At 63.4% G+C, this 24,937-nt stretch carries 26 protein-coding genes; 10 read left to right on the forward strand and 16 right to left on the reverse strand.

Annotated elements, in window-relative coordinates; genetic code table 11:
• Window positions 1-13: 13 nt before the first annotated feature.
• From ACT7DK_RS15805 to ACT7DK_RS15825, 5 genes are all read right to left on the reverse strand, one after another.
• Window positions 14-1,945 carry an EAL domain-containing protein gene (locus ACT7DK_RS15805; protein ID WP_445400810.1) on the reverse strand — a complete coding sequence of 644 codons (1,932 nt, stop codon included), beginning with the start codon at window positions 1,943-1,945 and terminating at the stop codon, window positions 14-16.
• On the reverse strand, window positions 1,942-2,439 hold the full coding sequence (locus tag ACT7DK_RS15810; protein ID WP_445400812.1) for a molybdopterin-binding protein: 498 nt from the start codon (window positions 2,437-2,439) through the stop codon (window positions 1,942-1,944). The genes ACT7DK_RS15805 and ACT7DK_RS15810 overlap by 4 nt, the downstream gene beginning before the upstream one ends.
• A 335-nt stretch (window positions 2,440-2,774) precedes the next feature.
• On the reverse strand, window positions 2,775-4,451 hold the full coding sequence (gene ltrA, locus ACT7DK_RS15815; RefSeq protein ID WP_445400814.1) for a group II intron reverse transcriptase/maturase: 1,677 nt from the start codon (window positions 4,449-4,451) through the stop codon (window positions 2,775-2,777).
• A 1,052-nt stretch (window positions 4,452-5,503) separates the two neighbouring features.
• Entirely contained in the window at window positions 5,504-7,141 is a 1,638-nt protein-coding gene (gene groL / locus ACT7DK_RS15820) for a chaperonin GroEL (protein ID WP_445400816.1), read from the reverse strand.
• A 33-nt stretch (window positions 7,142-7,174) separates the two neighbouring features.
• A complete protein-coding gene (locus tag ACT7DK_RS15825) occupies window positions 7,175-7,468 on the reverse strand; it encodes a co-chaperone GroES (protein ID WP_094040257.1) in 294 nt (97 codons plus the stop codon).
• 251 nt (window positions 7,469-7,719) lie between these two features.
• On the opposite strand from ACT7DK_RS15825, the gene ACT7DK_RS15830 reads away from it, so the two are divergent.
• Window positions 7,720-9,039: an MATE family efflux transporter gene (locus ACT7DK_RS15830; RefSeq protein ID WP_445402378.1), complete on the forward strand. Its 1,320-nt coding sequence runs from the start codon at window positions 7,720-7,722 to the stop codon at window positions 9,037-9,039.
• 32 nt (window positions 9,040-9,071) lie between these two features.
• Here ACT7DK_RS15830 and ACT7DK_RS15835 read toward each other — a convergent pair whose 3' ends face one another.
• Window positions 9,072-9,560: an FxsA family protein gene (locus tag ACT7DK_RS15835; RefSeq protein WP_445400818.1), complete on the reverse strand. Its 489-nt coding sequence runs from the start codon at window positions 9,558-9,560 to the stop codon at window positions 9,072-9,074.
• Window positions 9,561-9,795: 235 nt separating this feature from the next.
• Here ACT7DK_RS15835 and ACT7DK_RS15840 point away from each other — a divergent pair, with 235 nt between their 5' ends.
• Window positions 9,796-10,254 carry a protein-disulfide reductase DsbD domain-containing protein gene (locus ACT7DK_RS15840; protein ID WP_445400820.1) on the forward strand — a complete coding sequence of 153 codons (459 nt, stop codon included), beginning with the start codon at window positions 9,796-9,798 and terminating at the stop codon, window positions 10,252-10,254.
• A 1-nt stretch (window position 10,255) separates the two neighbouring features.
• Here ACT7DK_RS15840 and ACT7DK_RS15845 read toward each other — a convergent pair whose 3' ends face one another.
• A complete protein-coding gene (locus ACT7DK_RS15845; RefSeq protein ID WP_445400822.1) occupies window positions 10,256-10,966 on the reverse strand; it encodes an SIMPL domain-containing protein in 711 nt (236 codons plus the stop codon).
• Window positions 10,967-11,016: 50 nt separating this feature from the next.
• Here ACT7DK_RS15845 and ACT7DK_RS15850 point away from each other — a divergent pair, with 50 nt between their 5' ends.
• On the forward strand, window positions 11,017-11,328 hold the full coding sequence (locus ACT7DK_RS15850) for a GIY-YIG nuclease family protein (protein ID WP_445400824.1): 312 nt from the start codon (window positions 11,017-11,019) through the stop codon (window positions 11,326-11,328).
• 26 nt (window positions 11,329-11,354) lie between these two features.
• On the opposite strand, the gene fkpA is transcribed toward ACT7DK_RS15850, so the two are convergent.
• Window positions 11,355-12,131 carry an FKBP-type peptidyl-prolyl cis-trans isomerase gene (gene fkpA / locus ACT7DK_RS15855; protein ID WP_445400826.1) on the reverse strand — a complete coding sequence of 259 codons (777 nt, stop codon included), beginning with the start codon at window positions 12,129-12,131 and terminating at the stop codon, window positions 11,355-11,357.
• Between the two features lie 107 nt (window positions 12,132-12,238).
• On the opposite strand from fkpA, the gene ACT7DK_RS15860 reads away from it, so the two are divergent.
• Both ACT7DK_RS15860 and ACT7DK_RS15865 read left to right on the forward strand, forming a co-directional pair.
• Window positions 12,239-13,228: a WD40 repeat domain-containing protein gene (locus ACT7DK_RS15860; RefSeq protein WP_445400828.1), complete on the forward strand. Its 990-nt coding sequence runs from the start codon at window positions 12,239-12,241 to the stop codon at window positions 13,226-13,228.
• Window positions 13,225-13,440: a SlyX family protein gene (locus ACT7DK_RS15865; protein WP_445400830.1), complete on the forward strand. Its 216-nt coding sequence runs from the start codon at window positions 13,225-13,227 to the stop codon at window positions 13,438-13,440. Before ACT7DK_RS15860 ends, ACT7DK_RS15865 begins: the two co-directional genes overlap by 4 nt.
• A gap of 59 nt (window positions 13,441-13,499) precedes the next feature.
• Here the strand turns inward: ACT7DK_RS15865 and slyD are convergent, their stop codons facing one another.
• Complete coding sequence (slyD, locus tag ACT7DK_RS15870; protein WP_445400832.1) at window positions 13,500-14,021, reverse strand: peptidylprolyl isomerase; 522 nt, start codon at window positions 14,019-14,021, stop codon at window positions 13,500-13,502.
• 237 nt (window positions 14,022-14,258) lie between these two features.
• Complete coding sequence (locus tag ACT7DK_RS15875; protein ID WP_445400834.1) at window positions 14,259-14,459, reverse strand: YheV family putative zinc ribbon protein; 201 nt, start codon at window positions 14,457-14,459, stop codon at window positions 14,259-14,261.
• Window positions 14,460-14,518: 59 nt separating this feature from the next.
• Between ACT7DK_RS15875 and ACT7DK_RS15880 the strand changes: the two genes are divergently transcribed.
• The 4 genes from ACT7DK_RS15880 to ACT7DK_RS15895 are packed head-to-tail and all read left to right on the forward strand — an operon-like array spanning window position 14,519 to window position 18,412.
• The gene (locus ACT7DK_RS15880; protein WP_445400836.1) at window positions 14,519-15,208 is read left to right on the forward strand and encodes a hypothetical protein; all 690 of its coding nucleotides are present in this window, start codon (window positions 14,519-14,521) and stop codon (window positions 15,206-15,208) included.
• A 30-nt stretch (window positions 15,209-15,238) separates the two neighbouring features.
• Window positions 15,239-17,137: an ABC transporter ATP-binding protein gene (locus tag ACT7DK_RS15885; RefSeq protein WP_445400838.1), complete on the forward strand. Its 1,899-nt coding sequence runs from the start codon at window positions 15,239-15,241 to the stop codon at window positions 17,135-17,137.
• Window positions 17,134-17,559: a TIGR02444 family protein gene (locus tag ACT7DK_RS15890; RefSeq protein WP_445400840.1), complete on the forward strand. Its 426-nt coding sequence runs from the start codon at window positions 17,134-17,136 to the stop codon at window positions 17,557-17,559. Before ACT7DK_RS15885 ends, ACT7DK_RS15890 begins: the two co-directional genes overlap by 4 nt.
• A gap of 10 nt (window positions 17,560-17,569) precedes the next feature.
• Window positions 17,570-18,412 carry a 23S rRNA (adenine(2030)-N(6))-methyltransferase RlmJ gene (locus tag ACT7DK_RS15895; RefSeq protein ID WP_445400842.1) on the forward strand — a complete coding sequence of 281 codons (843 nt, stop codon included), beginning with the start codon at window positions 17,570-17,572 and terminating at the stop codon, window positions 18,410-18,412.
• 60 nt (window positions 18,413-18,472) lie between these two features.
• On the opposite strand, the gene ACT7DK_RS15900 is transcribed toward ACT7DK_RS15895, so the two are convergent.
• From ACT7DK_RS15900 to ACT7DK_RS15925, 6 genes are all read right to left on the reverse strand, one after another.
• Window positions 18,473-18,829, reverse strand: a complete 357-nt coding sequence (locus ACT7DK_RS15900) for a sirohydrochlorin chelatase (RefSeq protein ID WP_445400844.1) — start codon at window positions 18,827-18,829, stop codon at window positions 18,473-18,475.
• A 1-nt stretch (window position 18,830) separates the two neighbouring features.
• Complete coding sequence (locus ACT7DK_RS15905; protein WP_445400846.1) at window positions 18,831-19,253, reverse strand: hypothetical protein; 423 nt, start codon at window positions 19,251-19,253, stop codon at window positions 18,831-18,833.
• 108 nt (window positions 19,254-19,361) lie between these two features.
• Window positions 19,362-19,634 (reverse strand): nucleoid-associated protein HU-alpha, encoded by a 273-nt coding sequence (hupA, locus tag ACT7DK_RS15910; RefSeq protein WP_445400848.1) that lies wholly within the window; start codon window positions 19,632-19,634, stop codon window positions 19,362-19,364.
• Window positions 19,635-19,919: 285 nt separating this feature from the next.
• Window positions 19,920-20,783 carry an NAD(P)-dependent oxidoreductase gene (locus tag ACT7DK_RS15915; protein WP_445400850.1) on the reverse strand — a complete coding sequence of 288 codons (864 nt, stop codon included), beginning with the start codon at window positions 20,781-20,783 and terminating at the stop codon, window positions 19,920-19,922.
• Between the two features lie 42 nt (window positions 20,784-20,825).
• Complete coding sequence (locus ACT7DK_RS15920; RefSeq protein ID WP_445400852.1) at window positions 20,826-21,353, reverse strand: response regulator transcription factor; 528 nt, start codon at window positions 21,351-21,353, stop codon at window positions 20,826-20,828.
• Complete coding sequence (locus ACT7DK_RS15925) at window positions 21,328-22,668, reverse strand: sensor histidine kinase (RefSeq protein ID WP_445400854.1); 1,341 nt, start codon at window positions 22,666-22,668, stop codon at window positions 21,328-21,330. The genes ACT7DK_RS15920 and ACT7DK_RS15925 overlap by 26 nt, the downstream gene beginning before the upstream one ends.
• 244 nt (window positions 22,669-22,912) lie before the next feature.
• Between ACT7DK_RS15925 and ACT7DK_RS15930 the strand changes: the two genes are divergently transcribed.
• Window positions 22,913-24,886 (forward strand): TonB-dependent copper receptor, encoded by a 1,974-nt coding sequence (locus tag ACT7DK_RS15930; RefSeq protein WP_445400856.1) that lies wholly within the window; start codon window positions 22,913-22,915, stop codon window positions 24,884-24,886.
• Window positions 24,887-24,937: the final 51 nt, after the last annotated feature.

Genomic DNA, 24,937 nt, shown 5'->3' on the forward strand with positions numbered 1-24,937 from the left:
GCGTCGCCGGCCCTCAGGGCTGGCGACGCTTGAGCCAGCCCGGAACCTCGACCGCCGCCAGCGGCGCCCCGACCCAGTCGCCCTGCACCAGCAATTCCCCTTCCATGCCGCGGAGCACCCTGAGCTCCGCCTCCTGATCCACGCCGCAGCAAATCAAGGGGCGTTGCAACAACCGTCCCAGACCAAACAGGATTTCCAGCTGCTGGCGGGCCTCGCCCGGCCGCTCTATGCCGCTGCAGAAGGTCGGATCCAGCTTGAGCCAGCTGACCGGCATCCGCGACAGGGAGCCCCAGGACGAGCAGCCGCTGCCGAAGTCGGCCAGGGTCATGCGAATACCGGCCGCATGTAGCGCCTCCATGACAGAAAGGGCCTCAAAAGGATCCTTCATTACCATGTTTTCATCGAGATCCAGCACCAGGCTGTCGGCCTCCAGACCATGCTGCTCCAGCACCGGCAGGATACGCCGTTCCAGACCGGCCCCAAACAGGGAGGGAGGGACACTCAGGCTGACGAAGAGGTGCGGCTCGTCCAGTTCCTGCCAGCGCCGCAGATGGCCGCAGGCATTTTTCAGCGCCCACAGGAACACCCGCTCCGACAGCTGGAATTGTTCGGTGACCCGCAGCAATTCGGCGGACGATATCATGCCGAAGCCCGGGTGGTGCCAATGCAGCAGGGTTTGCAGGCCGAGGCAGTCTCCGCTGCGGAGCTCGGCCAGCGGCTGGAAGCTGGGCCCCAGGCTGTTGCTCTCCAGGGCCGCCGGCAGATCCCGTGCCAGCCGTTGCCGGCGCGACATTTCCTTCAGCAGGGAAGGATCGAAGATCACATAGGGCAACCGGTCCCGCTTGCACAACTCCAGCGCCAGTTCGCCGCGTGCCAGCAGCTCTACCAGGTTATCCCCATCCGCCGGATAGAGCACCACGCCGATCACCGGCACCATGTAGAAGTCATGAGCATCAATTGACTCTCTATCCATCAATACCTGACGGAAACGGGACAGCTGGGCCCTGACCTCTTCCAGCTCCACCACGCCCCGGGCCAGCACCACCACCCCTTCCCGCCCGAACTGGGCGATAAACTCATGAGGCTGCAAACTCTGCTGCAGGCGCTGGCTGAACGCCTGCAGCAGACGATCGGCCACTTCGAAGCCGAATCGGTGGTGGTGCTGGGTAAAGTCTTCCAGCTCCAGCACGGTCACGCTGAAGGGGGTGCCCTGCTCGATCATGGGTGCCATTCGCCGCTGCAGGGCGAAACGGTTGGGCAAACCGGTCAGCGGGTCCCGCAATTGCTGGGCCCGGTACCGCCACAGCTCCCGCAGCAGCAGTAACAACAACAGGGTGGCGGTGATAAAGAGGCCGACGATCTGGATATAGAGTCGCTTCCCCATCAGCCGGTAGGCCTGGTCATATTCGGCGTAGAAACGCACATTGCCGTGCATGGTGGCAGTGACGGTGCGGGACAGGGGCTCCAGGTAGGGGCTCAGCTCTGCCAGGATCGACTGGTAGTCGGGCGCGCCGGGAGCCAGGGCCTGCACCTGCTGCTCCAATCCTCGCACCCGGGACTCTATCTGCTGGATCAGCAGCCACAGATCGGGCCGCTCGCTGAGGGTGTCTTTGAACTGGCTGCTGAGCAGCACCGGCGTACGGCTCCAGAGCAGGTCGTAACGCAGCATCAGTTCGTCACGGCGGATGGCGCCGGCATGCAGCAGGCGCACGGCGTCCAGAAAACGGCCCATTTCCAGCTGCAGCTGCATCAGCGACCAGGGTACCTCGTAGGTGCGTTGCTCCAGCAGGGTATTGTGCTGGCGAATGCCGATCAGGGTGTGGGTGGCGCCGCCGGCGAAGCTGAGCATGGCGACCAGCAGCAGCAGGGCGGCGGCCACCTTGAAGGGGTGAACCCGGCCGTATTCGGTCTCAGCGCCGACGTAGGGCAGCAAGGGATGACTCACCTGGGCTCTGTGTGTACGCGGATCTGCCGCAATTGCCAGGCCATGAAGTGCAGAAAGTCCGCCTGCTGCAGCTCGGGCACCTGGTCGAAGGGCAGCATCAGCCACAGGGGGCCCTTGTCCCGCCGGCTCATCGCCTTGTCGTTCTCTTGCCAGGCCAGGATGGGATAAAAGGGCGCCACTTTCTGCCAGTCGACGGCGACGCTGAACCCGTTGAGCGCTTCCAGGTAGAGGGTACTGACCCTGACATGTGCGAACAGCCTCTCCAGCAGCAGTACCAGATCCGGTCCCCGGTAGGTACGCGGCTCCTGCACCCAGGGATGGACGGTGGTGATATCGGCCTGAGGCAGGGCCTGCAGCTCGCTCAGGGTATAATCCAGCCGTTCATGCTGCTGTCCGTCGAGCTGGATATTACCGACGATGGTCAGCACCACCGGCTCCGCCGCCTTCCCTTGCCAGGACATCAACAGCATCAGTACCAAGCCTATGAGTTTCATTACCGCTCCTCCCTAAGCCCAGGGGACTGGCCACTGCGGCGCTACCGCAGGGCGGGTCCGTACCAGAGCCATAAAGACTCAAAAGGACCCAAAAAAGACAAGGAAACATAATACCCAAATCTACTTGTCAATCTGAAGTGTAATTTGGCTCTGGAGACAAGAAACCGATATTTCCCGGTACCGGAAATAAAAACCGGGCCACAGGGGCCCGGTCGCTTTCGATGACAGAGGGTCAGGCGTGTCGGGTAGCAGCAGCGCATTACTGCACCGCCGCCCCCTAAGAACCGTACGTGCGAGTTTCCCCGCATACGGCTCAAGCCTTTATAAGCCCCTGTTCAGACAGGAGCCAGCGACTTGTCACCTTTGCCATGATGCAGTTGCATATGACAGTTGATATGCAACATCACCAGGTTCCCGATGTTGTCCCCGCCACCGTCTGTTTTCCGGATAACATGATGGATATCCCAGTCATCCTTATCCTTGAACAGCTGCTTGCAGACGAGACATCGGTAGCTTTGGCGCTCCCAAATCCTGCGAACCTTGTCGAGCGTAAACTTGTTCTCCTTCCAGCGCTTGACCAGCCGCTGTTCGAAGTACAGCTCGAAGTCGCGATCATAGGGATTGGCCTCCGCCTTGATCTTGATGTGCCGCTTGATCGGAATGTCTTTGCTTTTGAACAGCCGTACCGGCCTGCCCTCGGCATCAACACTCTGGAACACCCAGCGCTGCCCGCCCACCGTGTGAAGGTACCTGCCTATCACCCAGCGTTTGTAGCGGTTTTTGTGCCTGCGACGGCACCAGCGCCAGAGCAGTTTCCAGACTCGGTAGTCCACATAGCCGAAGGTTTCCTTGGCGACCACATGGCGGTGATAGTTGGCCCAGCCCCGGAGTACCGGGTTGAGCTGACGTATCAGGTTGCCCTGTTCAGCCGTCAGGTTGCCTCTGACGATGTGTCTGAACTTCTGTAGGTGAGCGCGCAAGTTCTTCTTGCTCGGCTTGATTAACAGCTTGCCGTGATACTTGCGCAGATTCTGCCCCAGAAAATCGAACCCGTCCGTGATATGCGTGATCACCGTTTTTTCCGGTGACAGCGTTAACCCCCGCTCCGCCATAAAGGCTTCGACCAGAGGCTTGACCTCGCTTTCCAGCAGCTCTTGCGAGATACCGGTGATCACGAAGTCGTCCGCATAGCGCACGTAGTTGACCTTGGTCTTGTAACTGGCCTTGGTGTTCTTCTTCCCGAACCGGGATTCGAGCACCGCCTCCAGTCCATCCAGCGCCATGTTGGCCAACACCGGCGAGATGATCCCCCCTTGCGGGGTTCCTGCCTCGGTCGGATACAGACGGTTGGACTCCATAAAGCCCGCTTTCAGCCATTTCCCGAGTACCTGTTTGTCCAACGGTATGTTGGCAAGCAACCAGTCATGACTGATGTTGTCAAAGCAGCCCTTGATGTCTCCTTCCAGCACCCACTGCGCGGAATTGCCACGACTGAGATTGACGAACAATTGCTCAATCGCGTCCGCCGTTGAACGCATCGGTCGGAAGCCATAGCTGTTGCGGTCGGCCGTCGTTTCCGACACCGGTTCCAGAGCCAGCAGATATAGCGCCTGCATGGCCCGGTCCAGCATGGTCGGTATTCCCAGCGGCCGGCGTTTGCCATTCGCTTTGGGAATATAGATTCGACGCAGCGGTTTCGGACGATACCCAGTCCTGACCAACCGGCCGATGGCCTTCCACTTTGCCTCGGGCGTACTCCACAACTCGCCATCAACACCGGGCGTTTTCTTGCCCCGGTTTTCGGTGACTCGCCTGACGGCCAATGCCTTGGCCGCAAACGAGCGAGTCAGCATCCGTTGCAGGACTTTCACCCTGCGCCAGCGCTGCTCTTTTGTCGCCTTCGCGATTCGTACCTGTAGCCCCCTCACCTGTCTGTGCACGGCATACCAGTCAATGGTGTGCCAGCTTTCAGCCGGGTGGGAAAATGCAGGTACATGAACTTCAGTACTCATCTTGCTATTCTCCTCAGTGCTTTGTTTATGAAAGCCCCGAGCGAGAAACAGATGGATCAATCCCTTGCGGGAGTGAAATCTGCTCCCGCAAGGGTTCAGGCGAAGTCGGTTCTAGGCCGCTTCGCCACCTTTCATGTCACTGTGGGCGCTTTACACGCCTTCACACGATTAAAGACCTGTCGGACGTGGGCTCCCGTTTCCGGTGGAGGAACCTTTAACCCCCTATCCGCTCCATTACAGAACGGCCTTCGCTTTTTCCGACCTCCCAAACCCGCACCTCCAACAGCGTCGATTGCTCTTCGCCTGCCCCTCGTCGTTAAACCGGGGCGAAAATACGGGGTTTCCGAGTTCCGTGCCGATGACACGAGTCACTTAGGTCCTGCCAATACACCGAAGGCTTGATGGCAACGTATCCCCAGATGTAAGAGGGATAGCCAGCCTTGTACCTTTTGGTCAGAGCGCGTCAGTAGCTTGCGCTCATTGCGGCTGACGGTGCTTGTTAGCAGTTCACGTATGTTGACCATATGACCCAGCCTAGCCTCTCATCCGCCTGCTACTGGCGAAATCTCCGGCACACCTCGCGATGTAAACCGAACCCTTGCGGGGAGTACATTGTCAGGAAGCTTCGCACCCCACCGTTACCAGTGACGCACTATCCCTAGGCTACTGTTGGTTGCACAACAGGTTCCGCTCACCCACCGGCCAAGTTACTTTTGACCGAGTATCGCGTGGAACAATCATCGAACACAGCTTCACACCGGCAGGTGCTTAGCTTTTGATAGACACGGATATTCCCGTTACCTCACAACCTCAAACTTCGAGACTGCTTCAACGTGTATCATTCGCGTAATGCGGGGATACAGGCTCATCACCCATACCTGAATTCGGAACTCCTTACGGAGTACCGATATTCGGGCCTGGAAACAAGCCCGAATATCGGGTTTTCTCAAATGCTATTTTCTGCTGGAAAGGGTGGTGACCACCACTTAAAAGTTAGTGGTCACTACGGGTGTAACCCAGCCAGGCTAGCTACCTGCGCGACTCTCGTCGCATTACATCATGCCGCCCATGCCACCCATGCCGCCCATGTCCGGCATGGCCGGAGCGGCGTCTTTCGGCAGCTCGGTCACCATGGCTTCGGTGGTGATCATCAGGCCGGCCACGGAGGCGGCGAACTGCAGGGCGGAGCGGGTCACCTTGGTCGGATCCAGGATACCCATCTCCAGCATGTCGCCGTAGGTGTCGTTGCCGGCGTTGTAACCGAAGTTGCCTTCGCTGGCCTTGATCTTGGACACCACCACGGACGCTTCTTCGCCGGCGTTGCTGACGATCTGGCGCAGCGGGGCTTCCATGGCGCGCAGGGCGACCTTGATACCCACGTTCTGGTCTTCGTTGTCACCGGTCAGGCCACCCAGTTTGGCGGCGGCACGCACCAGGGCCACACCGCCACCGGGCACCACGCCTTCTTCCACCGCGGCACGGGTCGCGTGCAGGGCGTCGTCGACGCGGGCCTTCTTCTCTTTCATTTCCACTTCGGTGGCGGCACCCACCTTGATCACGGCCACGCCGCCGGCCAGCTTGGCCACCCGCTCCTGCAGCTTCTCTTTGTCGTAGTCGGAGCTGGACTCTTCGATCTGCTGACGGATCTGCGCCACACGGGCGTTGATGGCCTCGACTTCGCCCACGCCATCGATGATGGTGGTGTTGTCCTTGGTGATCACCACGCGCTTGGCGCGGCCCAGGTCTTCCAGGGTGGCTTTTTCCAGCTCCAGGCCCACCTCTTCGGAGATCACGGTACCGCCGGTGAGGATGGCGATGTCCTGCAGCATGGCCTTGCGGCGGTCGCCGAAGCCCGGGGCCTTGACGCCGGCCACTTTCACGATGCCGCGCATGTTGTTCACCACCAGGGTGGCCAGGGCTTCGCCTTCCACGTCCTCGGCCACGATCAGCAGGGGCTTGGATTGCTTGGCCACGCCTTCCAGCACCGGCAGCAATTCACGGATGTTGGAGATCTTCTTGTCGACCAGCAGGATGAAGGGGTCGTCCAGCTCGACGGTGCCGGTTTCCTGCTTGTTGATGAAGTAGGGAGACAGGTAGCCGCGGTCGAACTGCATGCCTTCCACCACGTCCAGCTCGTCTTCCAGGCCCTGGCCTTCTTCCACGGTGATGACACCGTCGGTGCCCACTTTTTCCATGGCTTCGGCGATCAGCTGGCCGACCTTCTCATCGGAGTTGGCGGAGATGGTACCCACCTGGGCGATGGCCTTGGTGTCCTTGCAGGGCACGGACAGGGCCTTCAGCTCTTCCACCGCCTTGATCACGGCCTTGTCGATGCCGCGCTTCAGATCCATGGGGTTCATGCCGGCGGCCACGGCCTTCAGGCCTTCGTTGACGATGGACTGGGCCAGCACGGTGGCGGTGGTGGTGCCGTCACCGGCCTCGTCGTTGGCCTTGGAGGCCACTTCCTTCACCATCTGGGCGCCCATGTTCTCGAACTTGTCTTCCAGCTCGATTTCCTTGGCCACGGACACGCCGTCCTTGGTGATGTTGGGGGCGCCGAAGGACTTGTCCAGCACCACGTTGCGGCCTTTCGGGCCCAGGGTCACCTTGACGGCATCGGCCAGGATGTTCACGCCTTTCAGCATTTTTACGCGGGCGTCGTTACCAAATTTTACGTCTTTAGCTGCCATTGTTTATCTTCCTTAAAAAGTTGATGAACCGGATTATTCTTCGACGATAGCCAGAATGTCGTTTTCGGACAGGATCAGGACTTCCTGGCCATCCAGCTTCTCGGTTTTCACACCAAAACCTTCGTTGAAGATCACCTTGTCACCGACCTTGACGGACATGGCCTTCACTTCACCGTTGTCCAGTACGCGGCCATTACCAACGGCCAGCACTTCGCCACGAGTGGATTTCTCGGCGGCAGAGCCGGTCAGAACAATACCGCCGGCAGATTTTGACTCGGCTTCAATACGTTTGATAATGACGCGATCGTGCAATGGACGAATGTTCATCGATAACTCTCCCAATGAGTGTTGTTACCTTAGTTAGATAAACGGCCGAGGCCGCAAACTGTTCCGTTGACCTTCTATATGGGAGCGGTTTTTCGGCCTTCAAGGGCAAAACACAAAAATTTTTTAAAGAAAGCGCCCGGGCGTTATCATGGCCACCGCTGCCGGCGACGCCGGCTCCCCAGATCAAGAGATGCTCAGTGGCAAGACACAACTCCCTGCTCACCGCCCCCATAGGCCCGCAACTGGTCAGGATGACGGGCCCGATGGCACTCGGCATCGTCGCCATCCAGGCCTTCAACCTGGTGGACACCTTCTTCATCGGCCTGCTGGGCACCGACGCCCTGGCGGCGGTGAGCTTCACCTTTCCGGTGACCTTCATGGTGATCTCCCTGGCCATGGGGCTGGGTGCCGGCCTGTCGGCCAGCCTGGGCCAGGCCCTGGGCGCCGGCAACCAGGGCCTGGCCGCCCAGTTCACCAGCCACGGCCTGCTGCTGGCCCTGCTGCTGGTCAGCCTGCTGGCGATCCTGGGCGCCGCCACCATCACCCCCCTGTTCCGCTGGCTCGGTGCCGGCGACGAGCTGTTGCCGCTGATCCGCGACTACATGCTGATCTGGTACCTGACGGTGCCCCTGCTGGTGCTGCCCATGGTCGGCAACGCCGCCATCCGCGCCACCGGCGATACCCACACCCCCAGCCTGGTGATGACGGTGGCCGGCCTGGTCAACGGCCTGCTCGATCCCCTGCTGATCTTCGGCCTGGGCCCCTTCCCGGCGCTGGGCATCCGGGGGGCCGCCATCGCCTCGGCCTGCTCCTGGCTGATGGCCATGGTAGTGGGGCTTTACCTGCTGCGCCGGCGCGAGCGGCTGCTGGTGTGGCCCCTGACCGCCCTGCGCCAGTTGCCGGGACATTGGCGCCAGTTGCTGCATGTGGCCATTCCCGCCTCCTTTACCAATATGCTCAATCCCGTCGCCACCGCCCTGCTGCTCACCATACTGGCGGGGCTGGGGACCCAAGTGGTGGCCGCCTATGGCGCCGCCTCCCGCATCGAAGCCCTGGTGATGATAGTGATGATGGCGCTGAGCTCGGTGCTGGCGCCCTTTATCTCCCAGAACACCGGCGCCGGCCTGCATGAGCGCAGCCGCCAGGCCCTGCTGCTGGCGATGCGCTTCGCGGTGGGGTTTCAATTGCTGGTGTTCGGGGTTCTGTGGCTGCTGGCGCCGCTGGCGGCCCGGCTGTTCACCGACAGCCCCGAGGTCGCCCGGCACCTGGAGTTCTACCTGCGGCTGGTGCCTTTGGGCTACGGGTTGCAGGGCTGCTTCATGCTGCTGGCCTCGGCCCTGAACGGCCTGCGGGTCTCCGCCATTTCCCTGCTGCTGAACGGCATCCGCCTGTTCGGGCTGCTGCTGCCCCTGGCCTGGCTGGGCGCGGGCTGGGCCGGGGAAGCGGGACTGTTTGCCGGCATGCTGCTGGCCAACATCCTGGCCGGACTGCTGGCCTGCCTGTTCGCCTGGCAGCGCTTCCCCTGGCGGATCAACCATCCGCTGGCGGAGAAGAGCCCCAAGCTGGGCTGACGGAGACGGCCAGGCGGGCGCCGGCGGGAGGACTACTTGTTGTCGTCCTTGCGCTCGTATTCGCCGTCGAAGGTGCTGCCGGGGCTGTGGTCCCGCAGCCGCTCCTCGGGCCGGCGGACCTCGCTGTGATAATGATACTCGGCACTGAAGGTATGACCCTTGTGGCCGCGCACATGGGCCCGGCTCAGGAAGCGCTCCGCCAGGGCCACCCTGACCGGGGGCAGCAGCAGCAGCAGGCCGGCCAGATCCGACACGAAGCCCGGCAGCAGCAGCAGCACGCCGCTCAGCGCCAGCATCATGCCCGACACCATCTCCCGCGCCGGCGGCTCGCCCCGGTTGATCTTGTGCTGGGCCTCCATCAGGGTCTGGATGCCCTGAATGCGGACCAGGCCGATGCCGACCACGGCGGTGAGCACGATCAGCGCCAGGGTGCTCCAGGCGCCGATGGCCGAGCCCACCTCGATAAACACGAAAATCTCCAGCAAGATGGCGCCGACCAATAGCAAGAATACTTTACCCACTGTTACCTCTGCTCGCGCCGTTTGGGCGTTGTTACGGGTCAAACCTAGCATATGGGGACGACGATGCCCGTTTTCAAACGTCCCGCAGCGGTGACCTTACCCCAGCAGGACGTTATAGTGAAAGCCTCGGACCCGGCCCCGACCGCCGATTCATGACCCAGGTCAAGCGACCGGGGGCGGTTCCGGCTATGATGGCCCCGACGGGCCGGCTCCGGCCCCTTCAACAAGGAACACCATGTTGCTGCGTATCCCTGCACTGCTGCTGGCCTTTACCCTGCCCCTGGCGCCGGCCCAGGCCGGCCTGCTCGAACGGCTGGGCCTGACCAAAGCCGCCCCCGCCGCTCCCTCCTTTCTGCCGGTGGAGCAGGCCTTTGTCGTCAGTCACCGGCAGGCGGACGGGCGGCTGACGCTGACGGTAGACATCGCCCCCGGCTACTACCTCTACCGCCACCGCCTGGCGCTGTCGGCGGAGCAGGCCGAGCTCGGCGACTGGACCCTGCCCGAGGGCAGGCCGCACCAGGACGAGTACTTCGGCCAGAGCCAGGTCTACCACCAGGAGTTGCGGCTGCAGGTGCCGCTGCGTTCGACGGGCGACGTCGGCCGGGTCGAGTTCCGTTACCAGGGCTGCACCACCGGCCTCTGCTACCCCCCGCAGGTGCTGACCATCGCCCTGGACGCGACGACAGCCGACTGAATCACTCCAGCAGGTATTCGACACTGGTCACCACCCGCACCTGCTTGATCTCCGGGGTGTAGGGATCCAGGTCCGCCACCGAGAAGTAACCCTGCTGGGCCGAACGGATGGCGCCGACCCGGGCATTCGCATCCTTGGCAAACTGCAGGGCGGCCTCCCGGGCATTGGCGGTGGCGTCGGCGATCATCTGCGGCTTGATGTCGTTCAGGCCGGTAAACACATAGCGGGTCTTGTGTTCGTAATGCTGGGTCAGCAGCACCCCCTGGCTGACCAGGGTGGCGGTGGCCGGCTGGGCCTGCTTGACCAGCTCCACCTGCCGGCTGCGCACCAGCAGCACCGCATCGGCCCGGTAGCGCTGGGGCGGACGCTGGTCACCGTACTGATGGGCCCAGAGATCCTGCACCACCGGGGCGGCAAAGTTCAGCTCTCCCTCCCCGAACCCCGCCTGCCGCAGGAAGGCGGTGATCTTGGTGCTGTCCGCATCGATGGCGCCGTACAATTCGGCCAGGCTGTCGGCCGACACCGAGAAGCTCAGTGGCCACAGCGCCAGATCGGCCGGCACTTCCCGCTCCGCCAGCCCCTTGACCGCCACCACCCGGTCCGCCTGTTTCCAGATGTATACCGCGTCCTTCAGATAACTGCCGCCCCATACCAGCCCGAGGGCAATCAGGCCGCCGAGCAGCAAGGCCGCGCCGCTGTCGTTCCTATTCATGGGTAACCCCGCTATGATCCCGTTTTGTTGTCATTGACCGGCTAATTGTAATGGATGAAATCGAGACCGCCCCGGGATCCGGCGCCGACACCTGGTTTGTTTACCTGCTGCGCTGCCGGGATCACAGCCTCTATGCCGGCATCACCCTGGATCCCGAGCGCCGGTGCCGGGAGCATAACCGGCAGCGGAGTCAGGCCTCCCGCTATGTCTGGGCCCGCCGGCCGGCCATGCTGGCCTGGCAGCTGGCGGTGGCCGACAAGAACACCGCCCTGAAGCTGGAATACCGACTCAAGCGACTGACCAGAAAACAAAAAGAGCAACTGCTGCAAGACCCGGAGGGCTGGCGGCAGTTGCTCTGTTGAACCGAGCGCCCGGGGGCGCCGGGAGATTATTCCTGGGTCTCGGCCTCGGGCTTTTCGTCCCGCTCGATATCCAGCAGCTCGACTTCGAAGATCAGCACGGCATTGCCGGGAATGGTGCCGGCACCGGACTCGCCGTAGGCCAGCTCGGACGGGATGAACAGCTTGTACTTGGCGCCCACCGGCATCAGTTGCACGCCCTCGGTCCAGCCCGGGATCACCTGGTTGAGCGGGAAGCTCGCCGGCTCGCCCCGATCGATGGAACTGTCGAACTGGGTGCCGTCCACCAGGGTACCCACATAGTGCACGGTGACCACGTCTTCCGCCACCGGCTTGTCGCCGTCTCCTTCGTTCAGCACCTCATACTGCAGGCCGGACTCGGTCACCTGCACGCCTTCGCGCTTGGCGTTTTCTTCCAGGAAGCTCTTGCCTTCTTCCAGGGTGGCCGCCGCCTGTTCCTTGGACTGGGTTTCGATGAGTTCGTTGATATGCTCGTCGTAGGCCATCAGCGCGCTCTGGACTTCCTCGTCGGTCATGCTTCCCTGGTCGGTAAAGCCGTCCTTCACCCCTTGCAGTATGATGTCGTTGTTCAGGTTGACGCCCAGCTCCTGCTGCTTTTCCAGGGTGGAGCCGATGTAGCGGCCCATCGACAAGCCGATGGCATAAGCGGATTTATCCTCGAAGCTGGTCAGGGCCGGCGCCGACTCGGCCGCCGGGGCGGGTGCCGTCGCCTGCTCTTCCTTACAACCACTCAGACCCACCATGACGGCGGAGGCCAGCAAGCTGACTTGCAACAGTTTTTTCATTATTGACTCCAGAACAGGGGAAAAACCCCATGGAAAATGAGATGCTTATAACTCAAGACCTATACTAACGTTTCAACTTGCCGATGCGAAAGCCCAAGCCGACAAAAATGCCGATAAGCCTGCTGACCGCCATGCTGTGCGTCACGCTTCTGCTGCTGAGCGGTTGCGAGGGCGGGGATACCCCCCTGCACCAGAGCCGTTATGCCGAAGGCACAGTGCTGGCGGCGGAAACCAGCACCGACGGCCGCTTTACCCTGATCTCCACCGGTCCCAGTCCGGTACAGGTATGGCAACAAGGCGATGCGGAGCCGCTCTACCACTGGTATCAGGGCGCTTCGCCCCAGGATATAGTGCTGCTTGCCATCTCATCCGACGGTCGAGCCGCGGCCACCGCCACCGAAGACACAGTGGCCCTGTGGTCACTGCAAAACGGCCGCAACCTGGGCTTTTACCAACTCAACCACACCCTGCGCAGCCTGGCCCTGGCGGACGCGGGCCGTAGTCTGCTGCTCGGCTACCAGAGCGGCGAGGTGGAATACGTCGACCTGCACAGCGGCCGTCGGCTGCTGTTTATGGGCCATGAGGACAGGATCAATGCGGTGGATCTGTCCGCCAACGGCCGTTACGCCCTGAGCGCCAGCCACGACGGCCAGGTGCTGCTCTGGCAAACCGAGGATGCCGCCATCCTCAGCCGCTGGCAGCATCCCCACAGCGTCAGCCTGGCGCGCCTGGACCGGGAAGGCCGCCACGCCTTCAGCGCCGATACCCAGGGCGGCGGCATCGTGCGCCGGCTGCCCTCCGGCGAGCCCCTGGCCAGCCTGCAGGTGCCTCACCGGGGGCAGACCTTCGTCAGTGCCCACCTGGATCCGGAGCACAACCGCCTGCTCACCGGCGGCACCGCCCGCCGCCTGGATCTGTGGCAGCTGGACGACGGCCGTCTACTGCAGAGCTGGCGGGTGGGACTGCACACCCGGCTCAGGCCGGCCAGTGCCCTGGTGTACGGCGTGGCCTTCGCCGACCAGGAGCGTGTCTACAGCATCAGCTCCGCCGGCCTGGGAGAAACCTGGGCCCTCAGTACAGAGAGAACCAGACAATGAATGAAGAATACTGCCACCGCCTGGAACAGCTGGAAACCCGGCTGGCTTTCCAGGACGACACCATCGACCAGCTCAACCAGGAGATCACCGCCCAGGGCGCCGAAATCGCCCGGCTCAAGACCCAGCTCAGCCTGCTGGTGAAGAAGTTCAAGGAGCTGCAGCCCAGCCAGATCGCCAGTCAGGCGGAAGAGACGCCGCCGCCCCATTACTGAGGTGAGGGATGAGGGCAGCAAAAAAGGCGCCGCAGCGCCTTTTTGATGCCGAACCCGGCTCAGTGATGGTGGCCGCAGCAGCCGCCGTCATGCTCGTGGTGATCGTGGTGATGGTCGTGCTCGCCATGCACATGGCCGTGGGCCAGCTCTTCCTCGGTGGCGGCGCGCACTTCGCGCACCACGCCCTTGAAACTCAGGGTCATGCCGGCCAGCGGATGGTTGCCGTCCACCTTCACATACTCTTCCGCCACCTCGACGATGGTCACCGGACGATGGCCGTCATCGGTCTCGGCCACGAAGGTATCGCCTTCGGACACTTCCATGCCGTCGAACAGCTCGCCGGGCACGGACTGCACCAGGGCCTCGTCGTAATCGCCGTAAGCCTGATCCGGCGTCAGGGTCACCTCGAAATCTTCGCCAACCACCTTGTCGGTCAGCACCGCTTCCAGCCCGGCCACCAGGTAGCCGGTGCCGTGCAGGTACTGCAGCGGCTGCTTGCCTTCGGTAGAGTCGAGAATGTCACCGTTGGCATTGGTAACGGTAAAATCCAGCGTCACCACAGTGTCTTGGGATACTTTCATGGGAATGGCCCTGTTCGTGAATGTCGCCATAGCATACATGATGGCGGATACGCTGGAAATGCGGCGCGGGCAGAATGAAGATGGCCCCGGAGGGGCCATGGCTGGCAGAATTCAAGATAGCACAGGGAATAAAACACTTGTTCCGCCGATGCCAGTCTAGCCCAGAGGAGGTAAAGCTGGGAAGAGCTGTTTCGTACGACTGCGTAAAGTACGCGCAACTGGCGTGGTTTTATCGCCTTACTCCGGCTTGAACACTCCGATCAGCTCGCCGCTGCCTGCCGCCTTCACCTCTTCGCCGGCCTGGCTCTGGTGATGGCCACAACGGACACACTCGACTTTCTCGACACCGTGCTCCATATACAGCATCATGGTGTCCATCGACTGACACTGGGGGCAGACGGCACCGGCGATAAAACGCTTTTTGCGACGGGTTTCCACGACCGAACTCCTCGTTACCACTCTGTCCCGGATTCTCCGCCAAAATCGAACCGACTACAATGCTCACCGCCACCTATTACAGTATCCATCACCAGTTGCACCCTCATTCCCATCTGCTGCCGGGCAAGCGCCAGCGCCACCTCAAGGGCCAGTTGCTGCTGGTGCACCAGGGCTGTGGCCTGATCCAACTGGGCCGCCACTATTATCCGCTGGCGACCGGCGAGGCCGCCTTTCTCGCCGCCGACACCCTCTTCGCCTGGCATGGCTTCGCCGCCAGCCGGCTGAGCCGGGTGGCGCTGTCCCCCCGCCTGGCACAGCCCGGGGGCAGCGGCCGGCTCACCCCTTCCCCCCTGCTGCTGGCCATCGCCGACAAGCTGGCCGGCTGGCAGGGCGAGCGGGACTGGCAGGGCGCCCAGGGCCGGCTGTGCCGGTCGCTGTACGACGAGTTGCTGCCCCACGACCTGCTGCCCTTCGACGCCCAGCCGCCCCTGCACCAGAAGATGGCCGCGGACCCGACCGGTTTCCTGCTGACCGACGAGGAAGAAACCGCCTTTCGCCGGCGTTTCGGCTGCGATGCCGACAGCTGGCGCCGCCAGGCCGCCCTGTTGTTCATCCTGCGGGATCTGCCCAAGAGCGCGGACTGGGAAGGCCTGCTGGCCCGGTACGGCTTCGCCTCCCTGCCGCAGTTCGAGCAGGATTGCCGCCATTGGCTGGGCGCCCCCTGTCATCCGGGTGGCAAAACCGGCTAAAATACGCTTTTTGTTGGATGCCGGGCCACCATGATCACCCTCTGCCAGATTGAATTGCTCCGGGGCGGCCGCCCCCTGTTGAAAGATGCCAGCGCCACCATCCACGGCGGCCAGAAGGTCGGCCTGGTGGGCAAGAACGGCTGCGGCAAGTCCAGCCTGTTCGCCCTGTTCAAGGGCGAGCTCGGCATCGACAGCGGCCAGTTTGCCCTGCCCGCCGACTGGCAGCTGGCCAGCGTGGCCCAGGAAACCCCGGCCCTGGGCTGCTCGGCGCTCGACTACGTGATCGACGGCGACCTGGAATACCGCCGGCTGTGCCGGGAGCTGGAACAGGCCGAGGCCCGCCACGACGGCATTGCCATCGCCGAGCTGCACGGCCGGCTCGAGACCCACGGCGGCTACCATATCCACGCCCGCGCCGCCGGCCTGCTGCACGGCCTGGGCTTTGACAACGCCGCCCAGTCCCGCCCGGTGAGCGCCTTTTCCGGCGGCTGGCGCATGCGCCTAAACCTGGCCCAGGCGCTGATCTGCCGCTCCGACCTGCTGCTGCTGGACGAACCCACCAACCACCTGGACCTGGACGCGGTGATCTGGCTGGAGCGCTGGCTGAAAAGCTACCCCGGCACCCTGATCCTGATCTCCCACGACCGGGACTTTCTCGACGCCGTGGTCGGCCGCATCATCCATATCGAGAACAACCGGCTCAACGAATACACCGGCAACTACTCGGACTTCGAGCGCATGCGCGCCGAGCAGCTGGCACTGCAGCAGTCCATGTTTGAAAAACAGCAGCGCGCACTCAGCCACATGCAGAGCTACGTGGATCGCTTCCGCTACAAGGCGAGCAAGGCCAAACAGGCCCAGAGCCGGCTCAAGGCCATGGAGCGGATGGAGCGCATCCTGCCCGCCCACGTGGACTCGCCGTTCAGCTTCCACTTCCGTCCGCCGGCCAGCCTGCCGGTGCCGCTGATCGCCATGGAAAAGCTGGCCGCCGGCTACGGCGGCCAGGCGGTGCTGTCGGCGATCAAGCTCAACCTGGTACCCGGCTCGCGCATCGGCCTGCTGGGGCGCAACGGCGCCGGCAAGTCCACCTTTATCAAGCTGCTGGCGGGCGAGCTGACCCCGCTCTCGGGCAAGCTGGAAGCGAGCAGGGGCGTGGCGCTGGGCTACTTTGCCCAGCACCAGCTGGAGAGCCTGCACCCGGAGGAATCGCCGCTCACCCACCTGGCCCGGCTCGATCCCAAGGCCAGCGAGCAGAGCCTGCGCGACTACCTGGGCGGCTTCGACTTTCGCGGCGACAAGGTGAAGGAGCCGGTCGGCCCCTTCTCCGGCGGCGAAAAGGCCCGGCTGGTGCTGGCGCTGATCGTCTACCAGAAGCCCAACCTGCTGCTGCTGGACGAGCCCACCAACCACCTGGATCTGGACATGCGCGAGGCGCTCACCCTGGCGCTGCAGGAATTCGAAGGCGCCATGGTGATCGTGTCCCACGACCGCCACCTGCTGCGCGCCACCACCGACGAGTTCTACCTGGTGGACGGCGGCCGGGTACAACCCTTCGACGGCGACCTGGACGACTACCACCAGTGGCTGGTGGAGCAGGACAAGGCCGAGCAGCCGGAGCAACAGGCCCCGGCCGGCGACAACTCCGCCCAGGGGCGCAAGGCGGAAAAGCGCCGCCAGGCCGAGCTGCGCCAGCAGACCCAGCCCCTGCGCAAGGCCATCACCAGGCTGGAAAGCCAAATGGAACGCTGCCAGCAGCAACTGGCCGACATCGAGCGGCAACTGGCCGAGCCGGACATCTACCAGGCCGAGCACAAGGCCCGGCTGCAGCAACTGCTGAAGGAGCAAAGCCCCCTTCAGCAACAGCTGGCGGACGCCGAGGCCGAATGGCTGGCGTTGCAGGAGCAACTGGAGGAGCTGGAGCAGTCATGATCGGCGCCGACGAGCTGTGGCAATTCAGCGAACAACACTACGGCCGTCCCGGCGTGGCCCAGGCCTGCCTGCAGTTGCAGGAGGAGCACGGTGCCAACGTCAATCTGCTGTTGCTGCTGTTGCTGCTGGAAGAACTGGGGCTGGCCACGGATCCGGCCCTGTTCCTGCCACTGCTCGAGGCCCGTCGGGGCCTGTTCGGCCAGTGGCGGCAACTGCGCCGATGGCTGAAGGAACGGCTCGACGAAGACGACTACGGTCAGCTGTTGCAGCACGAGCTGGAGCTGGAGCGCTGGCAGCAGCAGGAGCTGCTGCAGGTGCTGGAGCGGCACCCGCCCGCGCCCGGCAGCGGTGCCCTGCTCGATTACCTCACCCGGTTGCAGGTGGCCGATGCGCCCCTGTGGCAACTGAAACTCGCAGGCTAGGACCCATTTCATGCTGAGCTATCGCCATGCCTTTCACGCCGGCAACCATGCCGACGTGCTGAAACACGCCGTCCAGTCCCTGATCCTCGAGGCCCTCTGTGCCAAGGACAAGGGCTTTTGCTATATCGACACCCACGCCGGCGCCGGCGGCTACGCCCTGGCTCACGAATGGACCCAGAAAAAGGCGGAATATCTGGGCGGCATTGCCCCCCTGTGGCAGCAGCGGGAGCAATGGCCGGCGCTGGCCGGCTACTTCGCCGCCATCCAGGCCATGAACGACGGCGACAGGCTCGACTATTACCCGGGCTCGCCCAAGGTGGCGGAACATTTTCAGCGTCCGCAGGACCGGCTGGTGCTGATGGAACTGCACAACAACGAGGTGGACAACCTGCGCCAGAACCTGCGCCGGGACGGGGTCGCCATCCACCACCGCGACGGCTTCGAGGGCCTGGTCGGGCTGCTGCCGCCCACCCCCCGACGCGGCCTGGTGCTGATCGACCCGCCCTACGAGCTGAAGGAAGACTACCACCGGGTGGCCGACACCCTGGCCAAGGCGCACAAGCGCTGGCCCATCGGCATCTATGCGGTCTGGTATCCGCTGCTGGCGAAGCAGGTGGATCGCAGCACCGGCCTCAAGCAGGCCCTGGCCCGCTGCGGCTTCGAGCAGGTGCTGTGCGCCGAACTCGGTGTCGGCCGGCAGGCCGACGACTTCGGCATGCACGGCTCCGGCATGGTGGTGCTCAATCCGCCCTGGAAGCTGGAGCAGCAACTGAGTCAGTTACTGCCGCGACTGACGGCGGCGCTGGCCCTGGATCCCCAGGCGAGCTGGAAACTGGAATGGCTTAACGGGTAACCCGAGCGCCCAGGGTGGCGGCCGTGAAACGCGGCATGGCGAGCCGCGCCCCTGTCGTCCTTACAGCTGCTCGCCCAACCAGCCGGCGAAGCCGGGCAAGGCGCCCAGATGGGGCAACAGGGTGATGGTGACGGACGGATACTGTTTGCGCTTTTGCTCCAGCACCGAAGGCAGGTCTTTGACCACGTGCTTGCCCTGGGCCAGGAAATAGGGAAACAGCCGGATGTCGCGGGCGCCGGCCGCCACCTGGCTGTCGATGGCCTGCTCCAGGCTAGGCTCGGCCAGCTCCCAGAAGCCATGGCCGACAAGCGCAAACTTGTCGCTCATAACTTCGGCGAGGGCATGGGAGAAAGCGGCAATTTCGTCGTTGGCGGCCGCCCGCCGACTGCCGTGGGCAACCAGGATAAACCCCTTCATATCACTCCTGTTTACGCTGTACCAGGGGCGCCTGGGCCGCCAGTACATCCACACAAAAATCCCAACTGGAAATACGGTAATGCTGGATATCCTCGTCCAGGTGAGTGCCGTGGGTCTGCTGGTGAAACCAGGTTAAGAATCGGGACGGGGTGATAAGCTGCACCTGGGCATCGATATCCTGCTCATCATCATCGATAAAGTCCAGTACATCGCTCCCCTCCAGTACCCGGTAGCCGAACAGATGCTCGAATACCAGCCGGTAGACAACCCGAGGCGGCGTGTCGATGTCGGTGGGCATGCCCATCGACAGCATCAGGCTGCCATTCCATACATCCTGATGCAGCTCGGTCAGCATCAGCCCCGTGGCCAGCCCCCGGGCACCGGCCCACGGGGTTGCCACCTGTCGAATCGCATTAACTTCCATAACAGCCTCCCTGAAACGGGAACAGACTTGGTTCAGTTATAACAACCGGACAATCAAAGGAGCAAGTGAAGGCGAAAAAAAACCCGGCTCCGCCGGGTTTGGGAACCGTTATTTGACGGCGTCTTTCAGGGCTTTACCGGCCACGAAACTGGGCACGTTGGCCGCCGCAATCTCGATTTCCTTACCGGTTTGCGGGTTGCGACCGGTACGGGCGGCGCGATGATTTACCTTGAAAGTGCCGAAGCCGACCAGCTGTACCGGATCACCTTCCTTCAGGCTTTGGGTGATACCGCTGAGTACTTCTTCCAGTGCTGCCTTGGCCTGAGCCTTGCTCAAGTCCGCCTTGGCGGCGATTGCATCGACAAGCTGAGTCTTATTCATAGGGGATCCTTTCTCACTTGGCATTAAGCGGTTGCCCACTCTATTCAAATTTCGGGCTCAAGCAAAGCCTTTGTCTTGAAGCCAAATATCAAGTGCCGTTGTTTTGTTCGGAAACTGCGGAAAACATCACATAACCGCATGGGAAAATGCCCGTGGCGACTGGCCTGGGGACGAACTCAGCATAGCCGACCCGCCCCACGACTGCCAAGTCCCGGCGCCCCGCCACAGGCAAAATCTGCCGCGTTACCGGGCCTCCCCTGGCAGGGGACGGCCCGGCTCAGGTTGTCAGGACTCCAGATCCTTGATCACCACGGTGGAGTCGCAGCGGCCGAAGCCCTCGGCCAGCAGCTTCTCGTAGACCTGGTACACATGCTCGGTGAGCGGCAGCTTGAGTCCCTGGTGCTTGGCTTCCTCCAGGCAGATCCCCAAATCCTTGTGCATCCACTGGGCGGCGAAGCCGAAATCGAACTTGCCCTCCGCCATGGTCTGGGCCCGGTTCTGCAACTGCCAGCTCTGGGCCGCGCCGCCGGCCAGCACCTCGATCAGGGTGGGGATATCGAGCCCGGCCTTCTTGGCGATCATCAGCCCCTCGGCAATGCCCTGCACCGCCCCGATCACACAGATCTGGTTGACCATCTTGCAACGCTGACCGGCACCCACCGGGCCCAGCCGGGTCACCTTCTTGCCGTAGGCGGCCAGCACCGGCGCCGCCTCGGCCACGTCCGCCTCGTCACCGCCGATCATCACGGTGAGAGTGCCGTTTTCCGCCCCCAGCTGGCCGCCGGAGACGGGGGCGTCGATAAAGCGCGCGCCGACCGCGGCGGCCTGGCGGGCCAGCTCTTCCGCCAGCTCCGCCGAGGTGGTGGTGTGATCGATGAGCAGGGCGCCGGCCTGGATACCGGCCAGCACCCCCTCCTCGCCGCAGACCACGGCGCGCACGTCGTCATCGTTGCCCACGCAGACCATCACCATGTCGGCGCCCCGGGCCGCCTCCGCGGGCGTGGCCGCACTGGTGCCGCCATGGCGCGCCACCCAGTCGCCCGCCTTCTGCGGGTTGCGATTGTAGACACAGACCTCATGGCCCGCCTGTTGCAAATGCCCGGCCATGGGAAAGCCCATGACCCCCAGTCCGATAAATGCCAGTTTCATCTCTCGTGCTCCCTCGTTGATATGCGGATAACCGTTGTGACTTTAACGGGCCATGGGCTTTTTTTGCAACATGCGTTGTAAGGTACGCCTGTGCATCCCCAGGGCCCGGGACGCCGCCGAAATATTGCCGCCGTGCTGCTGCAGCACAAACTGCACATATTCCCAGGACTGCTTGCGCACCGAAGGCTGAAAGGCGACCAGCTCCTCTGCGGCCGCCGCCGGTTGCCCGGGCTCGTTGAAGGCCGCGAGGATGGTCTCCACATCCGCCGGCTTCGGCAGATACTGGGTGGCGCCCAGCTTGACGGCGGCAACGGCGGTACTGATGCTGGCGTAACCGGTCAACACCACGATGGGGATCCGGGGAAATTGCCGGCGCAGGGCAGGCAACAGCTGCAGGCCGCTTTCTCCTTCCAGGTTCAGGTCGAGGATAATGCCGTCGGACCCAGGCGCGCGGGCCAGGGCGGCCGTGCCGTCTGCGGCCCAGGACAAGGTCAGGCCACGGCGACCGAAGCTTTTTTTGAGCAAGGCGGCGAAGGTCGGGTTGTCATCCACCAGCAGAAAATGCCGCATGCGCGCCTCCCGCGTTGATGGCCGAACACTCGCCGGCGCCGTCCTCTCCGGCCAGCCGTAACGGCATGCGGATACGGGCATAGACGCCGCCCTCGGCATGATTGCGCAAGGTCAGGCTGCCATTCAGCCGGGAAAAGGTGGCATGGGCCAGCCACACGCCCATGCCCAGCCCCGTTGGCTTGGCCGAGTCCTGCTGGTTCAGCCCGGCACGCCGCAGCTGCTCGTCGCTCAGATGGCCCTGACGATTATGAATGCCGATGTCCAGCAGGCCACCGTCGATCACGGTGGTGTAGAGTTCAACCCAGTTTTCGCCCGCGTCCGCGGCATTGTCCAGGATATTGAACAAGGCCGCCCAGAAGGGCTCCTCCAGCCACACCAGATAATCCCCTGCCAGTGCTTCATCGTACCATCGGCAACGCACATCGGGCCTCAGGTTGGCCCAGCGCGCCAGGTAACCGCGCAGGCTGTCGAACAGCCACACCGGCCCGGACAACGGCTCGGCCCTGTGCCTGAGCTGCCAGAGCACATCCCGGCAGAGCAGCAGTTGCCGGTTGAGGGTATCCAGTTGCTTCCGGCCCTCCTCCGACAACGCCGACTCCTGCTCCAGCTCCTCGGCCAGGAGAAACAGGTTGCTGAGCGGGGTCGACAGCTGATGGGCCACCGAAGCGGATTCCATGCCCAGCAGCAGGAAGCGCTCCTGTTGTTGCTGGTTCTGGTAGGCCTGCTGCAACTGGCTTTCCTTGTCGGCCAGGCGGCGGATCAGCCAGGACACCGCCGCCGTGATCAAGACCGCCGACAGGCCGAAGGTCAACCACATGCCGAGCAGGTGCAGATTGAACAGGGGCTCCGCCGGCAGGCCGTGATGCTCATGGCCGGCGATGGCCAGCGGCCGGTACCAGTGGAACAGCGACAGGTAGCAGGCGGTGGCGATGGCCACCAGCAACCAGGCGAAGGCAGCGGCACAGGTCAGGGCCGCGATCAGCAACGGAAACAGGTAAAGGGAAGCCACCGGGTTCATCACTCCGCCGCTGAAGGCCACCACCAGGGTCAGCACCAGGATATCGAGCAACAGGCCCGCCTCCCTGAGCCCCGCCCATCCGGGAGCGCGCCGGCACAGCAGGCTGCCGGCGCCGTTGGTCAGGCCGAGTGCCAGCAGCACCAGCCACAACTCGGGGCCGAGCACCGGCAGCAGGAGGTGGTCGGTCAGCCACAGGGAGGCGGTCAGCGCCAGCCAGAACAGCCAGCGCATGGTCTGCACGAAGGGCAACTGGCTGAACAGGGGGCCGCCCTGCCCGCTGGCCTTGTCGGGTTCCATCACATTCCCTCGAAATGGGGCATTGTGCCACCGTCGCCCCGCACGGCCATTGACGGACATCAAGCCCGCGCCTGCGACAATATGCCGCATTGTCGCCCTTCCGCCCTGGCCGTAGAGTCTGGGCCATGGCCGCGCCCTTGCTTGCTCAGTTGCGGCCATGGCTGCAGCCAGTGCTTGCCTGGCTGCAGTCCTCCTTTTTAACGCCGCAACCAGGCCATCCACCAAGAAGCTAACGGCAATCTCCATGAAACATCACTATCTCTTTCCCCTCGCCCTGCCCCTGCTCACGTTGAACAGTGCCCAGGGGCAGGATGTCGCCGAAGACCAGCCATCGCTCAGCACCGCCACCAGCATCATCGTTACCGCCTCGCCGCTGGTCAGCCCCAACCTGTTGAGCCTGGATCCCCAGTCGCCGGTGCAGCCGATCCCGGCCGCCGACGGCGCCGGCCTGCTGAAAACGGTGCCCAACATGAGCATCACCCGCAAGGGCGGCATGGCGGGCGATCCGCTGTTTCGCGGCCTGGGCGGCTCCCGGCTCGCCATTACCAGCGACAACAGCTATGTACTCGGCGGCTGCGGCGGGCGCATGGATCCGCCCACCGCCTATCTGTTCCCCCGAGCCTATGACGAGGTGGTGATCACCAAGGGGCCGCAGACGGTCACCCAGGGCCCCGGCCTGGTGGCCGGCTCGGTGCAGTTTCTGCGCCATCCCCGCTATTACGGCGAAGGGGAGCTCAACCTGGACGCCGGCCTGACCACCGGCAGCGCCGACCGTCTGGATGCCTTCGCGGATCTCGATGCGGGTAATGAGCTCGGCTACCTGCGCCTCAACGCCAACCACAACCAGGCCGACGACTACCGGGACGGCGACGGCGACCGGGTGCATTCGGCCTACGACAAGCGCAGCCAGAGCCTGCAGCTGGGGCTGACCCCGGACGAACTGAGCCTGCTGGAAGTGTCCTACGACCGCAGCCGGGGCGAGGCCGCCTACGCCGACCGGGCGATGGACGGCAGCCAGTTCGACCGGGACGCCTGGGGCATCCGGCTCGAACGCCAGGCCCTCACTCCCTGGCTCGGCAAGCTGCAGCTGCAATACGGCCACAGCCTGATCGACCACGTGATGGACAACTACAGCCTGCGCCCGGTCAGCGGCATGTACAAGGCGATGAACCCCGAGCGAACCACCGACACCGCCCGGCTGCTGGCCGAGTTCAACCTGGGCCACCACCAGACCCAGCTGGGGGTGGACTGGATGCAGGACGACCACCGCTCGCGCATGGGAATGGGCATGACGGCGGCGGCCGCCGACGACTATCAGTCCAAGCCTTACCTGGATACCCAGTCATTCGAAAACCACGGCGTTTTCGTGGAAAACAACTGGCAACTGAACGAAAGGCAGCAACTGATCGGCGGCCTGCGCCTCGATCATACCCGGGCCCGCTTCGAGCAGCTCACCATCGATAACCCCCTCAAGCAGCAGGATTACCGGTTGCACGCGGGCTTTGTGCGCCTCGAGCACCGGCAGCAGGCCTGGACCTGGTACGCCGGCTACGGCCAGGCCGAGCGGGCACCGGACTTCTGGGAGCGCAACCGCAACGGCGCCCTGGCCACCGAGACCAACCACCAGCTGGATGCCGGCCTGCTGTACCGGAATGGCCGGCTGAGCGGCTCGTTGTCGCTGTTTGCCGGCCATGTGGATGATTTCATCCTGGTCGACAACCTGGATCCCGCCAAGGCCCGCAATATCGATGCCCGCCGCCTGGGCGGCGAGGCGGAAATCCGCTGGCAATTCAGCTCCGATTGGTCGCTCGGCTCCAGCCTGGCCTACACCCATGGCCAGAACACCAGCGACGATCGCCCCCTCGGCCAGACCCCGCCGCTCGAGCTCAACACCGCCCTCGGCTTCGATAACGGAGAGCACGAGCTGGCCCTGCTGATGCGCAACGTCGCCGGCCAGCATCGCTTTGCCGAAGGCCAGGGCAACATCATCGGCCAGGATCTGGGGCCTTCTTCCGGCTTTACCGTGTTTTCGGTGAACGCTGGCTGGCGGCTCAACTCCCGGGTGAAACTGGCAACGGGCATCGACAACCTGTTCGACAAGGGCTACAGCGAGTTCATCAACAAGCAGGAAAACGACTTCGTCGGGATCAATCCGCAGACCGACCGGATCTCGGAGCCGGGACGCCAGTGGTGGGCCGAAGTACAGCTCAGTTTCTGATAAAAAAAGCAGGGATGGCGCCGTGGCGCCATCCCTGTGAAGGTATCGGCA

This window comes from Zobellella sp. An-6 (assembly GCF_052487945.1).

What these genes read in the sequence shown, in the direction of transcription:
- ACT7DK_RS15810 (WP_445400812.1), bottom strand. Translation starts at nt 2,439, where the DNA reads ATGAAACTCATAGGCTTGGTACTGATGCTGTTGATGTCCTGGCAAGGG.
- ltrA (WP_445400814.1), bottom strand. Translation starts at nt 4,451, where the DNA reads ATGAGTACTGAAGTTCATGTACCTGCATTTTCCCACCCGGCTGAAAGC.
- groL (WP_445400816.1), bottom strand. Translation starts at nt 7,141, where the DNA reads ATGGCAGCTAAAGACGTAAAATTTGGTAACGACGCCCGCGTAAAAATG.
- ACT7DK_RS15825 (WP_094040257.1), bottom strand. Translation starts at nt 7,468, where the DNA reads ATGAACATTCGTCCATTGCACGATCGCGTCATTATCAAACGTATTGAA.
- ACT7DK_RS15830 (WP_445402378.1), top strand. Translation starts at nt 7,720, where the DNA reads ATGACGGGCCCGATGGCACTCGGCATCGTCGCCATCCAGGCCTTCAAC.
- ACT7DK_RS15840 (WP_445400820.1), top strand. Translation starts at nt 9,796, where the DNA reads ATGTTGCTGCGTATCCCTGCACTGCTGCTGGCCTTTACCCTGCCCCTG.
- ACT7DK_RS15845 (WP_445400822.1), bottom strand. Translation starts at nt 10,966, where the DNA reads ATGAATAGGAACGACAGCGGCGCGGCCTTGCTGCTCGGCGGCCTGATT.
- ACT7DK_RS15850 (WP_445400824.1), top strand. Translation starts at nt 11,017, where the DNA reads ATGGATGAAATCGAGACCGCCCCGGGATCCGGCGCCGACACCTGGTTT.
- fkpA (WP_445400826.1), bottom strand. Translation starts at nt 12,131, where the DNA reads ATGAAAAAACTGTTGCAAGTCAGCTTGCTGGCCTCCGCCGTCATGGTG.
- ACT7DK_RS15860 (WP_445400828.1), top strand. Translation starts at nt 12,239, where the DNA reads ATGCCGATAAGCCTGCTGACCGCCATGCTGTGCGTCACGCTTCTGCTG.
- ACT7DK_RS15865 (WP_445400830.1), top strand. Translation starts at nt 13,225, where the DNA reads ATGAATGAAGAATACTGCCACCGCCTGGAACAGCTGGAAACCCGGCTG.
- slyD (WP_445400832.1), bottom strand. Translation starts at nt 14,021, where the DNA reads ATGAAAGTATCCCAAGACACTGTGGTGACGCTGGATTTTACCGTTACC.
- ACT7DK_RS15880 (WP_445400836.1), top strand. Translation starts at nt 14,519, where the DNA reads ATGCTCACCGCCACCTATTACAGTATCCATCACCAGTTGCACCCTCAT.
- ACT7DK_RS15885 (WP_445400838.1), top strand. Translation starts at nt 15,239, where the DNA reads ATGATCACCCTCTGCCAGATTGAATTGCTCCGGGGCGGCCGCCCCCTG.
- ACT7DK_RS15890 (WP_445400840.1), top strand. Translation starts at nt 17,134, where the DNA reads ATGATCGGCGCCGACGAGCTGTGGCAATTCAGCGAACAACACTACGGC.
- ACT7DK_RS15895 (WP_445400842.1), top strand. Translation starts at nt 17,570, where the DNA reads ATGCTGAGCTATCGCCATGCCTTTCACGCCGGCAACCATGCCGACGTG.
- ACT7DK_RS15900 (WP_445400844.1), bottom strand. Translation starts at nt 18,829, where the DNA reads ATGAAGGGGTTTATCCTGGTTGCCCACGGCAGTCGGCGGGCGGCCGCC.
- ACT7DK_RS15905 (WP_445400846.1), bottom strand. Translation starts at nt 19,253, where the DNA reads ATGGAAGTTAATGCGATTCGACAGGTGGCAACCCCGTGGGCCGGTGCC.
- hupA (WP_445400848.1), bottom strand. Translation starts at nt 19,634, where the DNA reads ATGAATAAGACTCAGCTTGTCGATGCAATCGCCGCCAAGGCGGACTTG.
- ACT7DK_RS15915 (WP_445400850.1), bottom strand. Translation starts at nt 20,783, where the DNA reads ATGAAACTGGCATTTATCGGACTGGGGGTCATGGGCTTTCCCATGGCC.
- ACT7DK_RS15920 (WP_445400852.1), bottom strand. Translation starts at nt 21,353, where the DNA reads ATGCGGCATTTTCTGCTGGTGGATGACAACCCGACCTTCGCCGCCTTG.
- ACT7DK_RS15925 (WP_445400854.1), bottom strand. Translation starts at nt 22,668, where the DNA reads ATGGAACCCGACAAGGCCAGCGGGCAGGGCGGCCCCCTGTTCAGCCAG.
- ACT7DK_RS15930 (WP_445400856.1), top strand. Translation starts at nt 22,913, where the DNA reads ATGAAACATCACTATCTCTTTCCCCTCGCCCTGCCCCTGCTCACGTTG.